Origin of the sequence: Pararhizobium sp. LjRoot238 (genome assembly GCF_964252955.1) — a bacterium.
Lineage (GTDB): Bacteria > Pseudomonadota > Alphaproteobacteria > Rhizobiales > Rhizobiaceae > Pararhizobium.
Genome location: NZ_CAXUPP020000001.1, coordinates 2,570,956 through 2,585,349 on the forward strand (window position 1 = coordinate 2,570,956; position 14,394 = coordinate 2,585,349).

Consider the following 14,394-nt stretch of genomic DNA (forward strand, 5'->3'; position numbering starts at 1 on the left):
GCATTCGGGCTGATCTGGTCAACTTCTGTTGCGGTGCCGGGTCAAGCCTTCCACGACGTTCTGGGCATTGATGGTTCCGACGACGGCGCCGTTGTCGACAACGCCGATGCTGCCGGGCTGGCGCGACATCGCGTCGAGAATGTCGATCAGCGGCGTCGTCGGCTTGGCGGTCGCTGTCACGCCGGCCGCGCCGTCGGCGCGGTTGAGGCCCTGTTGCATCACGTCCATCGCCGTCAGCATGGTGATCGGGTTCATGTGCTGGACGAAGTCGGCGACATACTGGTTGGCCGGGTTCTTGACGATGTCCTGCGGCGTGCCGCACTGAATGATGCGGCCGCCTTCCATGATGGCGATGCGATTGCCGATCCGGAAGGCTTCATCGAGGTCGTGGCTGACGAAGAGGATGGTCTTCTTCAGTCGGCGCTGGAATTCCAGGAGCTCGTCCTGCAAGCGGGTGCGGATCAGCGGGTCGAGCGCCGAGAAGGGCTCGTCCATCAGCAGGATGGGTGCGCCGGTGGCAAAGGCGCGGGCAAGGCCGACACGCTGCTGCATGCCGCCGGAGAGTTCCTTGACCTGCCGGCCGGCCCACTTCGTCAGGTTGACCAGTTCCAGCTGTTCGGCAACACGGTCCTTGCGTTCCTTGTCCGGCACGCCGGCGAGTTCCAGCCCGAAGCCGACATTGTCCTCGACCGTGCGCCACGGAAGCAGTGCGAACTGCTGGAACACCATCGAGACATCGTGCATGCGGAAGTCACGCAGCGATTTGGCGCTGGTCTTGTACGGGTTGATCGTCCCGTGCTTGGTTTTCACCTGCACTTCGCCGCGCACCACCGGCGCCAGACCGTTGACGGCGCGCAAAAGCGTCGACTTGCCCGAGCCTGACAGCCCCATCAGCACGAGGATTTCGCCCTCGGTGATGGTCAGCGACGCATCGGCAACACCGAGCACAAGCCCGGTCGCGGCGCCGATTTCGTCGCGGGTCTTGCCCTGATCGACCATGGCGATGGCCGCTTCCGGCTTGTTGCCGAAGATGATATCGACATTCTTGAAAACGACGGCATCGATCATGCGCCTTCTCCTTCATCGGACGAGCGGAACAGGCGGTCGAGAATAATGGCGAGAATGACGATGCAAAGCCCGGCTTCAAAGCCCTTGGCGACGTTCACCGTATTCAGGGCGCGCAGCACCGGCACGCCAAGGCCGCTGGCGCCAACGAGGGCCGCGATGACCACCATTGATAGCGACAGCATGATCGTCTGGGTGAGGCCGGCCATGATCTGCGGCATGGCAAACGGCAGCTCGATCTTGCGCAGCACCTGCGCCGGCGTTGCGCCGAAGGAAACGGCGGCTTCCACCAGCGACGGCGGCGTCGATATAATGCCGAGGCGGGTCAGGCGGATCGGTGCGGGAATGGCGAAGATCACCGTTGCGATCAGGCCCGGCACCATGCCGAGACCGAACAGGATCAGCGCTGGGATGAGGTAGACGAAGGTCGGGATGGTCTGCATCAGGTCGAGGATCGGGCGCATGACGGCATAGACCACCGGTCTGCGCGCCGCGGCGATGCCGAGCGGAATGCCGACGGCCATGCTGACGAAGCTGGCGGCGAGCACAAGTGCCAGGGTCTCGGTCGTTTCCTTCCAATAGCCCTGATTGATGATCAGGAGCAGCCCGAGACCGGTAAACAGTGTGATGCCGATCGACCGGCGCAGCCACCAGGACAGCGCCGTGACGGCCGCGACGACGATCAGCGCATGCGGTGTCTGCAGGACGAACAGGAGAACGGCAACAACGCCGGACAGGAAATTTGAGAGTTGATCGAAGAACAGTTCGAAATTGGTGGTGAGCCAATCGACGAAGGTCTTTGCCCCCGGGCCAATCGGAACACGATATTCGGTCAAAAAATCCACGGAAAATATCCCATACCGGAAAAACGAAACGGAAATCGGTTCAAAAAAGGCGGGGAGATCATCCCCGCCCCATCTCCGCCGATCAGAGGCCGAGGGCCGTTTTCACGGCGGGCAAGCCTTCGGCGCCGTCCTTGGTGGTGACGCCGGCAAGCCAGGGGTCGATGGCGGTCGGATTGGCCTTCAGCCATTCCGTGGCGGCCACGTCCGGCTCCTTGGCATCGTTCAGGATCTTGCCCATGATCTCGTTTTCCATCGGAAGCGAGAACTTGAGATTGGTCAGCAGCTTGCCGACATTCGAGCATTCGGTGGTGTAGCCCGCGCGCACGTTGGTGAAGACGGTAGCGCCGCCGAAGTTCGGGCCGAAGATATCGTCGCCGCCGGACAGGTAGGTGAGCTTGAAGTTGGCGTTCATCGGGTGCGGTTCCCAGCCGAGGAAGACGACCGGTGCGCTGTCCTTTTCGGAGCGGGCGACCTGCGCCAGCATGCCCTGTTCGGAGGATTCGACCACCTCGAAGCCCTTGAGGCCGAAGGTATCCTTGTCGACCATGTCGATGATCAGGCGGTTGCCGTCATTGCCCGGCTCGATACCATAGATCTTGCCTTCGAGCTCATCCTTGTGAGCTGCGATATCCTTGAAATCCTTGATGCCGAGCTCTGCACCCTTGGCATTGGTCGCCAGCGTGTACTTGGCGCCTTCGAGGTTCGGGCCGAAGGATTCAACCGACTTGTCGTCGAGGAAGGGGCGAACGTCGTTTTCCTGTGTCGGCATCCAGTTGCCGAGGAAAATGTCGATGTCCTTGTTCTTCAGCGACTGGTAGGTGACGGGAACGGAAAGGACCTTGATGTCCGTCTCGTAGCCGAGGCCTTTGAGGATGGTGCTGACGGTTGCCGTCGTCGCGGTGATGTCGGTCCAACCGACATCGGAAAAGCGGACGGTGCCGCAGCTTTCCGGTTCGGCTGCATAGGCGTTCAGCGCGGCCAGCGATACGGCCGCGGTCAGCATGAATTTCAGTGTCAGTTTGCTCATCGTATTTATTCCCCTGCCTTTATGATTTTAGCCAATCACCAAATGTCCGCCAATTCAAGCGCCCTGGTGTTGCCTCCAAGTGTATTGGGACATTCGCCAGACAGCCCACGTAAAACGACGTGAGATGTCGCATTGTTCATGTTCTGGCGTTAAGCGTCGATTTTCTGTGATTTTTGCGCTGGCGGTCTGGCCTTCCTCGCCCGGTCTGTTCATGAACGAGCGACAGCATACAGAAGAGGACGCCATGGCAAAACTGTATTTCAGCTACGCCACGATGAACGCCGGAAAATCGACCCTGCTCCTGCAGGCGTCCTACAATTATCGCGAACGCGGCATGCGCACGGTCATCCTGATCGCCGCTTTCGACGACCGGGCAGGCAAGGGGCGGGTGTCTTCCCGCATCGGGTTGAGCGACGAGGGCATTCCCTTCACCCATGACGACGATCTCTATGCATTGGTCGAACGCCTGCATGCCGAAGAAACGATTGCCTGCGTGTTCGTCGACGAGGCGCAGTTTCTCGGCGAGGATCAGGTCTGGCAACTGGCACGCGTCGCCGATCGCATCGGCATTCCGGTTATGGCCTATGGGTTGCGCACGGATTTCCAGGGCAAGCTCTTTCCCGGTTCGATGGCGCTGCTCGCCATCGCCGACGAGATGCGGGAAGTCCGCACGATCTGCCATTGCGGCCGCAAGGCAACAATGGTGGCGCGGCTCGACGCCGACGGCAATGTCGTCCACGAGGGCGCCCAGGTCGATGTTGGCGGCAACGAAAAATACGTCGTCTACTGCCGCCGCCACTGGGAAGACATGATGAACGAAGGCTGACGGGCTATCGCGCGGCAGCCACGCCGTGCCATGGTGGCGGCCATCCCGCCGTTTTCCGGAGAAAACACCGATGCCGCTGCGTCTTTTCCTGATGAGTGCCTGTCTCTGTCTTCGGGCGGGCCTCGCCCATGCCGACGGCGAGGCGGAAGCGGGGGCGCAGGTTTTTAAGAAGTGTGGCGCCTGCCATACCGCGTCAGAGCCGGTGAACCGGGTCGGGCCGAGCCTGATGGGCGTTGTCGGTCGCCCGGTCGCGACATTTGCCGGCTATGGCTATTCCGATGCCATGAAGGCCTTCGGCGCGGATGGCAAAGTGTGGGATGAGAACTTGCTTGCCGAATATCTTCTCAGCCCGAAAGCGGTGGTGACGGGCACGAAGATGTCCTTTGCCGGCCTGAAAAAGCCTCAGGACATCGAAAACGTCATTGCCTATTTAAAGACGACGGCTACGAAATAAAACGTTTCCCCGAGGCGGGTTGCGGTGAGGGGCGACGCACAACTGAAAATCGGCGGCTGGGCACTTGTGCTTCAAATCGCTGCTCCCATTATATAAATGGATGTCACGACTGAATAATTGACCTGCGCGGCGCGTCTGCACCGAAGCTAGAGGGGGAAAAACGATGGCGACACTTCAGAATTTTGAGAGCGAAATCGAGAAAACGCGCGGCATCGTCGAACAGATGCGCGGCAAGATGAACCAGTCCGCCGTCGTGCTCGACCAGTTCGCCAAGTCCGACACCAAATTGGGCGATGCGAATTTCGACATCGAGAATGCCCGCATCCAGGATGTCATCAACCAGCAGAAGGTGATGGAGGGCAACATTGCCGACCTGATCATTGGTCTGGAAGATGCAACCAACGTTTTCGGCTCCGAATTCGAGAGCATGAAGAGCTATACGGGCTACGAAAAATTCATCGGCATCTTTTCCAAGCAGAGCGCGCAGCGTATGCGCACCGACCGCGTCCGCAACATGTCGCTCGCCGGCAATCTGCAGGAGCTTCTGGCGAAGTCCGATACGATCGTCGGAATCTTGAAAGAGCAGAAGAACGTACTCGAGACCCGCTACAAGACTTCCGAGGCAAGCCTCGTCCAGGTGATCGAGCGGCGCAAGGGGACGATGGCGACTTTGCAGGAGACCCAGAAGCGGATCGAGGAACTGAATCCGCTGTTGATGGACATCGAAAACAAGATCGCTGCCTCCACCGACCAGATGTCGCGCACCCAGCTTGAAGGCGAGCGCTCGGTGCTGGCCACCGAATACAACGAGAAGCAGGCCAAGGAACAGGAACTCTTGGCCGAAAGCCAAACGCTCGAGCGCTATACCTCGATGTTCCAGACCTTCGTCGATTCGCTCAACAACCAGATCGCCGCGCAGAACACGCTGATCAACAAGCTGACCATCGATACCGAGCAGCGTATCGTCCTCTACAAGGCGCTGGAAGATTCGCTGAAGACCGCCGCGCAGCAGGATGTCGCCCACAAGATCAACACGCTCGGCAGCCAGGTCGATACCGCGGCCGAAGAGACCATGGCCGGCATCGGCTCGGCCGCGCAGCGCCATATCGGCGATCTGCTCGAAATGCACGAGAAGAACATGCTCTCGACGCAGGACATCCAGCGCCGCAAGAAGCTCGCCGACGACGCTTTTGCCCGGCGGTTCCAGGCGGTGATGGACAAGCACAACTCGGCGAATTACGTGAAGCAATAGCGGGGTTTGGCCGTGCTTTTCGCATGTGATGATAGGGGTAGAGTGCGGGGAGAGTTACCCCCCTCTGTCCCTTCGGGACATCTCCCCCTCAAGGGGGGAGATCAGCCGCGCGCTTTTGTACCCTTCCTCCGATGGCCGCAAGGGAAAAGAATGATCTCCCCCCTTGAGGGGGAGATGTCGGCAGCGCCGACAGAGGGGGGTAACTCTCCACGAGTTCCGGACAATCGATCATGAACGCCGCAACCGAAGGCCCCGTCGGCCAGTATTTCGCCTCCATCCGGGCTGCGCTCGGCGGGCTCGAGATCTTTCTTGGCGACCGTAACTCGCCGCTTTACCGCAACACGGTGGTTGGCGAAGTGGTCGTGCCTTATCTGGCGCGGCTGAAGGCGTCGTTCTCCTGCTGGGAAAACCGGATCGGCTTCATCGAACAGTTCCGCATCTCCCGTGCCGAAAGCGGTTTTCCAGTGTTCCAGAACGTGCTGGAGCTGGAAAACGACCGGCAATCGGCGGAAAAGCGTCTATCCGGCATTCCGGCGGCCGATGCCCTGCGCAACGAAATGGCTGACTTCATCCTTCGGCACAAAGCCTTTCCGGCGGAGCTGCAATCGCGCATGGCCGAGCGGCTCTATCTCGAACAGATCGGCAAAGGCGATATCTTCTCGCCCTTCATCATGCCCGAGACGATCCGCGTTGCCGTCAATCCGAAGACCATGCGGCCTTACTATGTCGTCTGCTGGGGCGCCTTTGATGGATCAAGCACGTTACCGATGGTATACATGGCGACGATCGAGGATTCCTCGGAAAAGATCATCAAAATGCTGGTGACGGACGATGGCAAGCTCAATCCGGACGTCGATATTCCTTTGCCGGTCGGCGGACTTCTCAACCCTGAATTTGCCAGCCGCTTTGATGATTTCGCGGTGAAGAACAGCGCTTATTCGCTGACGCCGGTGACGATCGCTACCAATCTCGACAAGGATTTTCCGGAGCTCCGTCCCAAGCAGTTGCGGCGCATCGTGCTTGGGCCGTTCTATTCGGCTGGGATCACCGAGAACAATGCGAAGATCAACGATATTCTCTCCAAGGTACGCAAGACCGAAAACGCCTGGCTCTTGACCTGGACGGTGCAGGAGGTTTTTTCCAAGGCCGAGCGCCCGGCCCGGCGCGGCTTCTGGTCGTCGACGCCGGCCAGCGAAGAATTCCATATCGATACCGACAATCTCGAAGCGACGCGCATGGGGGTCAGTTCCTATAAGAAACATGCGCTGGTTCCGCACGACGCCTATCAGGCTCTCTATGCCGCCGGCGACGCGGCGGAGATTTTCGGCGACTACAAGGTACATGTGATTTCCGGAAACCAGGTCATCAGCGAGGTGTGAGGCAATGTCACTGAACGCGGGCTTGACGACACTGCATGAGGACGACATCGCCAAGCATCAGGCGGTGGCCCAAGGGCTGGTGACGCGGCTGATCATCCTTGAGGCGGACGATCCGTCGGCAGGCACGGCGCTCGCCGGAACCGGCCGCCGCTTCGTTTCCACCGTCTCGACCGGTGGACAGCGCCGCACCCGCGAGGTGGAGCTTTCCAAAACCATCCAGTCAGTGCGGGGTGCGGATCCGCTGATGTCTCCCGGCCAGCACGCACTGCTCTATCGCTGCCGGCGCGGGCTTCAGGTGGCGCTTGCTGTTGGCGATGTCTTTGCCCGCCAGACCAATCTCGAAGGCCTGCAGTCGCGCAATGCCACAGCGCCGCTGTCCGGAGATGATGCCAATCATTTCAAGGCGCTTCTGTCTGCCTCAGCCTATATCGCCGCTTTCACCTTCGCTGCCTATCTCGGGGCGACCTTGGCCGGTGAGGGCGAACCTGTCGAGGACGGATCGGAGCCCGATTTCCTGTTCGATACCCCGCAGGATGCGCTAAAAAGCATGATCTCGGCCCTCGATAAGACGATCGCAGGAGCGCCGGACGATGCGGCGCTGACCAGCCGGGCGAGGGCTTTTGCAAGGGTTGCGATCGAAGGTCTGATCGGCCGCAAGGCGCGGTTCACAGGGCTTTCCAGTTTCGAGAACGTCCATATCCGGCTCGATCAGGACGATTTCACCCTGAACGGCTTCGACGTCGCGCCCGGCGCCAAGCGCAAGCCGCTGGTGATGACCTTCAAGAAGCCGGAGGAGATCATCGGCAACCACATTGCCAAGTATCAGGCGCTGAAACTCGCCAAGATGCTGATGGCCTATGATTTCGACCGGCAGATGAACCCCTTCGTCGAACTCGGCGGCTTCCTCTTCACCTTCATCGGCGACGGCATGCCGGGCACCGGCAAGACGATCCTGATCCAGATGCTGGCCGGTTTGCTCAACGATTACTGCGAGATCGCCGGATACGCCTTCCACTACGAGAATTTCGGCGTCGACCAGATTTCTTCCTATCAGGGCAAATCGGGCCAGAACTGCAAGGAATTCGTCAACAACGTCGTCAATCCGCGCGCCATCGGCTTCGGCACCATCGACGACGTCGATCAGGTCGCGGCGAAACGCTCAGACGACCGGGCGTCGGCCGGCCAGCATGAGGTGACGGCGGTGCTGATGGAAAGTTTCGCCGGCGCTTCGACGGTGATCCGCGGCAATTGCACCTTCGGCATGTTCTCCAACTATCCGGAAAACGTCGACGATGCGCTACGCCAGCGCGCCGGCGCCCGCTGGCTGGTCGACGGGCCGCAATCGGAAGGCGATTACATCGACATCTTCGCCCTGCTGGTCGGCAAGAACCACAGGATTCCGCTTGGAGAGCACCAACTGTTCGCCGGACAGGAAATCAACAAGGCGGTCTCGCAATCCTACGAGGCGCATTCCCGGCCGAAGGAGGAGGGGCTGCTCGCCGTCTGGGAACGGTTCGAGAAAGAGGAAGGCAAGATCGAGACACTGGCCGATGTCGGCGCCTATCTGCACATGATCAAGCAAGCCGAGCCCCGCTTTACCGGCCGGGCGATCAGGAACATTACTGACGCGATCAAGATGCGGGCGATGGACGTGGAATTGCCGGACGACTGGTTCGTCACGCCGGAAGTCTTCATGCACAAGCCCTACGACGAGAAGAAGGCGATGATCGAGAAACTGCGCGGGCCGATCACGCTTCCCACGGTCATGCAGGAAATCAACCGCTACGCCGACTCGGAATTCCGCTACACCGACAAATCCGACGATGCTGCCATCGCCGACATTATCCGCCGCGAGCGCCAGCGGGAGAAGGCGATTGCCGAGATCGAGGCGATGCGGAAGGATGGCCGGTGGTAAAGTCGAAGAATTTGCTGACAGCGAATTTTCCTTGCTGTCGGGTCTGAAAGGCCTTAAGTTTCATGAGGAAAATTGTTCTCAGCAAACAGGCAGCAACGGCGTTGCAGCGCATGCCGCAAGCGGATGCCAAGCGGATAACGAAAAAACTGCAGCAATATTCGGTCGATCCGGCATCGATGGCGAACGATGTGAAGAGGCTGCAAGGCTCGGACTATCATCGATTGAGGGTTGGCGATTGGCGTGTGATTTTCAACGAGGCAGGCGTCGTTATCGATGTGGTGAAAATCGCCCTGCGCGGGGATGTTTACAGGGGTATGTAACATGAACTCGGCTGTGTCTTTTAAAACACCGAATGGCGAAGAGTTGGTATTGCTGAGCAAGCAGGATTACGACGACCTCGTAAGGCAGGCCGAGTTGGCGGAGGACCTGGCGGACGCTGAAACGGTTCGCGTTTTTCATGAAAAGCTTGCACGCGGTGAGGAGGAACTGATCCCGTTGGAGATTGTCGGCCGATTGATCGACGGTGAAAATCCCATCAGGGTTTGGCGCGAGCACCGAGGTTTGTCGGCAAAAAAACTTGCCGAGATGGCCAGCATCAGCGCGGCGTATCTCTCCGAGCTGGAAACCGGCAAGAAGGAAGGAAGTTTGTCTGTTTTCAAAAGTATTGCGACAGCGCTTCGCCTCGACCTGGATGATCTCGTTCGGAACGAAACCGACAGCCCGGCCGGCCATCCATGATTTTGACTGAACGGCTGGCCGTATGAAACGCCTCCTCGAAGCCGAACTGATCTATGGGCGCCTGCTCGAAATCTCCGAGTCGCACCTGATTACGCGTTACAACAAGGCGCTGCAGGGCTTTGGCCTGCGCCCGACGGCGCTCTCGTCCTTTCGGATCGACATGACCGGCTTTTCGCCGGAAATCGCCGATGAACTCGGCGACCGCGACTATCTCGACCCGAACCGGGTCAACCGCCGCTTCATCATCATGACGCCGGCGCAGGAGGAGCTTCCGGTCGTTCATACGAGCTTTTCCAACACCGCTGCGCTGATGCACGAATTTTTCGCTGCCAACACCCGGGCAATCAACGCGGTGACGATCAAGGATGCGCTCTACGGAGAGATCGAGGATTCCGTCTCGATCGTCAACGACATCGACGACCTGCTGTCGATCAACGAGGTACGCTTTCGTGTGCTGTCGGCCGAGGACATGCTGGGCAAGGCCGCCGAACTCAGAGCCCTGGTCGACCGCCTGAAAACGGTGCCGACCGCCTGGGCCGACGACGCACTCCTGAACCGCATGGTCGAGCTTGCCAAGATCACCGGCGATATCCGCGAGAATGCGCTCGTTCCGGATCAGCTGGTTTTTCGCCACGACGCCTTCTGGGCCAATCATTTCGGCGGCGTCTATGTCTTTCTCGATGAAAAGACGACGACCGTCATCTGCGATCCATCCGTTCCGGGTTTTCGACGCTCGCGGCCCTGGCAGGTCGGTTATATCAGCCTCTCTGACCACCAGCGCATCTATGAATTCCTGGCCTCGACCAACCGGCTGCAACTGCCGCAGGCGTCCTGGGTGGAGAGTTCGGGTCTTTATCAGCACCGGGCGGACATGATCCTGCGCGGGCTGGTCAACCAGACCGATCCGACAACCGACCTCAACACTATCGATGCGATCTGGCTGCAGACCTGGATGCATCGCAATTCAGCGCTGGTATCGTCGGATGGGGCCTATCCTTTCCTGCAGACGATGATCCGCACGGTGTCGGCGTCAGGCACCATCAAGATGCAGGAGGTGGCGCCTGAAAACCGCTTCCTGCTCGTCCGCGCCGCCCCCGAGCATCCGGACCAGTGGCTCACCAACCGGCTTATCTCGCAATTGAGCCCAAGCGATTTCGTCTCCCGCTTCGTCTTTGACAAGCAGGGGTTTTATGCGGCCTATGAACATTACAGCGAAAAGTTCAGGGAATATGTTGTGGCGACGCTGACCGGCACATATCTCAAGGACAAAGTAGCGTTCCGTAAACGTCTTTACGGGCTCAAGGAGGACAATAATGCTTGATCCGATCGTCGCGTTTTTTCAGCGTGTGTTTTCCGCGATCGGCCGCGGCATTGGCCTGGTGATAGCATGGCTTCTCTTCCCCTTCGTTGCCGTTGGTAACTGGTACAGGGGCCGCAGTTGGATCATCAAGGGGCCGATCGGCATCGGCCTTCTGGTGTTGATCGCGCTCTATGGCTATTTCATCTGGCAAACACAGGCCTGGACGAATTTCGATCCGGACTATGTCAACAAGTACAATTTTTCCGAGCGCAAGAACGATGCCGGCCTTCCGGTTAAGGTTGCCGCGGGCCAGACGGCGCCCGCCAATACCTGCGAGCGTTCGGCCATCGTCGACGTAACCGCTGATCTGATCGACTACAACGTCAATCAGAATGCCTGGATTTCGTCGATGATCCTCTACAAGGCCGGCCTGTTCGGCATGGATTGGGACCACACCCCGTGGTTCGACAACAAGGCGTCTTTCCAGCGCGGTATCAACGAGGCGGTGCGCCGCACGACGGTCGAACTTGTCGATTCCCTTGTCCGCATGCGCGGCACGTCCGGCATCAATCCGCTGCTGCAAAGTGTACGCAGCAAGATGCAGTACGAGGAAAGCAACTGGTACTTCGGCCTGTCGCCGTTCGGCCCGCTGACGCCGACGCCGTCGCAGTATCGCGCGGCGATGAATGATCTTCGGACCTTTAACGACGAACTCGTCAAATGTTCCGCGACCTTCGATGCCCGCGCGGACAATTTCCTGGAATTCATGGACCGGATCGCGAGCTCGATCGGCAGCACCTCGGCGATGCTGCGCGAGCGCTCGGAAAATTTCAACGGCGGCTGGTTCGATACACGGGCCGACGACCGTTTCTGGTTCGCCTATGGGCAGCTTTATGGCTATTACGGCGTCCTGACAGCGGCTGGCGCCGATTTCGACGGAATCATCACCCAGCGTGGCCTGGCGCCGATCTGGGCAGAGAGTATCAAGCAACTGCGTGCGTCGCTGCGCATCCAGCCGTTGATCATCTCGAATGGCAAGGAAGATGGCTGGATCATGCCGACCCATCTGGCGACGCTCGGCTTCTACGTCCTGCGCGTCCGCTCCAATCTCGTCGAAATGCGCGATATTCTGGCGCGATAGGCCGTTTTATCGAATAGAGACGGAAGGACGCTGTTCTTCCGTCTTTTTTGTTTGTTTTCGCCAAAAATTGCGCTGTTATTTGCTTTCGGCGGGTCCGAAGGCAAATAAATGATGGCAAGCGCCTTCAGTTCACGCTCATATGCTCCCAGACCAAAAAAGGTGGAAGGGGAGAGACACCATATGGCCGAGGTAAAATCCGATATCGAAATAGCCCGCGCAGCCAACAAAAAGCCGATCCTGGAGATTGGCAGCGGACTTGGAATACCGCCGGAACATCTTCTTCCCTACGGGCATGACAAGGCAAAGATCAGCGCCGATTTTATCGCCCAGCAGAAAGGCAAAAAGGACGGCAGACTGATCCTCGTCACTGCAATCAACCCGACGCCAGCCGGCGAAGGCAAGACGACGACGACGGTGGGGCTTGGCGACGGGCTGAACCGGATCGGCAAGAAGGCGATCGTCTGCATCCGCGAGGCGTCGCTCGGTCCCTGTTTCGGCGTCAAGGGCGGGGCCGCCGGTGGCGGTTATGCGCAGGTGGTGCCGATGGAGGACATCAATCTCCATTTCACCGGTGATTTCCATGCCATCACCTCCGCCCATAACCTGTTGTCAGCGTTGCTCGACAACCACATTTACTGGGGCAATGAGCAGAACATCGATGTCCGCCGCATCGTCTGGCGCCGCGTGATGGACATGAACGACCGCGCGCTGCGCCACATCGTCGGCTCGCTCGGCGGCGTCGCCAATGGCTATCCGCGCGAGACCGGTTTCGATATCACCGTCGCATCGGAGGTGATGGCGATCCTCTGCCTTTCCACCGATCTCAAGGACCTTGAAAAGCGCCTCGGCAACATCATCATCGCTTATCGGCGCGACAAGACCCCCGTCTTTGCCCGCGACATCAAGGCCGATGGCGCCATGGCCGTGCTGCTCAAGGATGCGATGCAGCCGAACCTCGTGCAGACGCTGGAAAACAATCCAGCCTTCGTCCATGGAGGCCCTTTCGCCAATATAGCCCATGGCTGCAACTCGCTGGTGGCGACAACGACAGCGCTGAAACTCGCCGATTATGTCGTTACCGAAGCTGGTTTTGGCGCCGATCTCGGGGCGGAAAAGTTCTTCGACATCAAATGCCGCAAGGCGGGGCTGAAACCCGACGTGGCCGTAATGGTCGCGACCGCCCGCGCCCTGAAGATGCACGGCGGCGTGAAAAAGGAAGATCTCAGCCACGAGAATGTCGAGGCCGTGAAGAAGGGCTGCGCCAATCTCGGCCGGCATGTCCAGAACGTCAAGAAATTCGGCGTGCCGGTTGTCGTTGCGATCAACCATTTCACGCTGGATACCGAGGCTGAGATCCAGGCGATCAAGGATTTCGTCGCCACGCTCGGGGCCGAGGCGATCCTGTGCGAGCACTGGGCGGAGGGGTCCGTCGGCATCGAGGCTCTGGCTCGCAAGGTGGTGAAGCTGGCGGAAAACGGCCGTTCACAGTTTTCGCCGCTCTATCCCGACGACATGCCGCTGTTCCACAAGATCGAGACCATCGCCAAGGACATCTATCATGCCGGCGAAGTCATCGCCGACAAGACCGTGCGCGACCAGCTGCACACATGGGAAAAGCAGGGCTACGGCCACCTGCCGATCTGCATGGCGAAGACGCAATATTCGTTCTCGACCGATCCGAACCTGCACGGCGCTCCGACCGGGCACACGGTTCCCATCCGCGAGGTCCGCCTGTCCGCCGGCGCCGGCTTCATCGTCGTCATCACCGGCGAGATCATGACCATGCCCGGCCTGCCGCGCGTTCCGTCGTCGGAGAAGATTTTCCTCAATGAGGAAGGATTAATCGAGGGGTTGTTTTAAGGGTAAAAAGACCCCGTAGAGGGCATACGGGATCTTTTTGATTGCCGGTCTTTCGGAAATGCCTCAGCTGTAGGGCCCGAGGTAGTCGACCTTGCCGACGGCAACGCCCTGGTTGCGCAGGATGTCGTAAGCCGTGGTGACATGGAAGAAGAAGTTCGGCAGCGCGAATTTCAGGAGGTAATCGTCACCGGTGAAGGTGAACTTCAGCTTGCCGAAGTTGATCGCCACATCCCTCTCCTCGCTCTTCTCCAGATCAGACGGTTTGACGGTTTCGAGAAAGGCGATCGTCTTGGCGATGCGTTCGCGGAGTTCAGAAAATGTCTTTTCCTCGTCCGGAAAGCTTGGCGCAGGAACGCCGGTCAGGCGTCCGATGGCGTTCTTCGACGTGTCGCTGACGCGCTGGATCTGGCCGGACAGGGGCAACATGTCCGGCGCGAGGCGCGCGTTGAACAGGTCATCCAGCGGAATTTTCTCTTCGGCCGCATGGGCCTCGGCCTTGTCGAGAAGTCCGGCAAGAACGTTCAGCCCGCGGATGAAGACGGGAACCGAGATTTTATGCATGGAAACGGACATGGAAAAATCCTTTGTGATG

14 protein-coding genes are annotated in these 14,394 nt (G+C 59.3%); 10 read left to right on the top strand and 4 right to left on the bottom strand.

Annotated features, from left to right (window positions below; genetic code table 11):
- Positions 1-18 precede the first annotated feature (18 nt).
- The 3 genes from choV to ACSQ3F_RS12500 form a co-directional block, all read right to left on the bottom strand.
- Positions 19-1,068 (bottom strand): choline ABC transporter ATP-binding protein, encoded by a 1,050-nt coding sequence (choV, locus tag ACSQ3F_RS12490; protein ID WP_436100501.1) that lies wholly within the window; start codon positions 1,066-1,068, stop codon positions 19-21.
- Positions 1,065-1,910, bottom strand: a complete 846-nt coding sequence (gene choW, locus ACSQ3F_RS12495; RefSeq protein WP_436100502.1) for a choline ABC transporter permease subunit — start codon at positions 1,908-1,910, stop codon at positions 1,065-1,067. The genes choV and choW overlap by 4 nt, the downstream gene beginning before the upstream one ends.
- A gap of 82 nt (positions 1,911-1,992) precedes the next feature.
- Positions 1,993-2,937: a choline ABC transporter substrate-binding protein gene (locus tag ACSQ3F_RS12500; protein WP_436100503.1), complete on the bottom strand. Its 945-nt coding sequence runs from the start codon at positions 2,935-2,937 to the stop codon at positions 1,993-1,995.
- A gap of 244 nt (positions 2,938-3,181) precedes the next feature.
- On the opposite strand from ACSQ3F_RS12500, the gene ACSQ3F_RS12505 reads away from it, so the two are divergent.
- From ACSQ3F_RS12505 to ACSQ3F_RS12550, 10 genes are all read left to right on the top strand, one after another.
- A complete protein-coding gene (locus ACSQ3F_RS12505) occupies positions 3,182-3,763 on the top strand; it encodes a thymidine kinase (protein ID WP_436100504.1) in 582 nt (193 codons plus the stop codon).
- 70 nt (positions 3,764-3,833) lie between these two features.
- The gene (locus ACSQ3F_RS12510; protein ID WP_436100505.1) at positions 3,834-4,217 is read left to right on the top strand and encodes a c-type cytochrome; all 384 of its coding nucleotides are present in this window, start codon (positions 3,834-3,836) and stop codon (positions 4,215-4,217) included.
- Between the two features lie 163 nt (positions 4,218-4,380).
- On the top strand, positions 4,381-5,469 hold the full coding sequence (locus ACSQ3F_RS12515; RefSeq protein WP_436100506.1) for a hypothetical protein: 1,089 nt from the start codon (positions 4,381-4,383) through the stop codon (positions 5,467-5,469).
- Between the two features lie 230 nt (positions 5,470-5,699).
- A complete protein-coding gene (locus tag ACSQ3F_RS12520; RefSeq protein WP_436100507.1) occupies positions 5,700-6,848 on the top strand; it encodes a hypothetical protein in 1,149 nt (382 codons plus the stop codon).
- A gap of 4 nt (positions 6,849-6,852) precedes the next feature.
- A complete protein-coding gene (locus ACSQ3F_RS12525; protein ID WP_436100508.1) occupies positions 6,853-8,763 on the top strand; it encodes an AAA family ATPase in 1,911 nt (636 codons plus the stop codon).
- 62 nt (positions 8,764-8,825) lie between these two features.
- Positions 8,826-9,083: a type II toxin-antitoxin system RelE family toxin gene (locus tag ACSQ3F_RS12530; protein ID WP_436100509.1), complete on the top strand. Its 258-nt coding sequence runs from the start codon at positions 8,826-8,828 to the stop codon at positions 9,081-9,083.
- Position 9,084: 1 nt separating this feature from the next.
- The gene (locus ACSQ3F_RS12535; protein WP_436100510.1) at positions 9,085-9,501 is read left to right on the top strand and encodes a helix-turn-helix domain-containing protein; all 417 of its coding nucleotides are present in this window, start codon (positions 9,085-9,087) and stop codon (positions 9,499-9,501) included.
- A gap of 22 nt (positions 9,502-9,523) precedes the next feature.
- Complete coding sequence (locus ACSQ3F_RS12540) at positions 9,524-10,822, top strand: DUF6638 family protein (RefSeq protein ID WP_436100511.1); 1,299 nt, start codon at positions 9,524-9,526, stop codon at positions 10,820-10,822.
- The gene (locus ACSQ3F_RS12545) at positions 10,815-11,942 is read left to right on the top strand and encodes a DUF2333 family protein (RefSeq protein WP_436100512.1); all 1,128 of its coding nucleotides are present in this window, start codon (positions 10,815-10,817) and stop codon (positions 11,940-11,942) included. Before ACSQ3F_RS12540 ends, ACSQ3F_RS12545 begins: the two co-directional genes overlap by 8 nt.
- A 180-nt stretch (positions 11,943-12,122) precedes the next feature.
- A complete protein-coding gene (locus ACSQ3F_RS12550; protein ID WP_436100513.1) occupies positions 12,123-13,802 on the top strand; it encodes a formate--tetrahydrofolate ligase in 1,680 nt (559 codons plus the stop codon).
- Positions 13,803-13,865: 63 nt separating this feature from the next.
- On the opposite strand, the gene ACSQ3F_RS12555 is transcribed toward ACSQ3F_RS12550, so the two are convergent.
- Positions 13,866-14,375 carry a DUF1993 domain-containing protein gene (locus ACSQ3F_RS12555; protein WP_436100514.1) on the bottom strand — a complete coding sequence of 170 codons (510 nt, stop codon included), beginning with the start codon at positions 14,373-14,375 and terminating at the stop codon, positions 13,866-13,868.
- Positions 14,376-14,394: the final 19 nt, after the last annotated feature.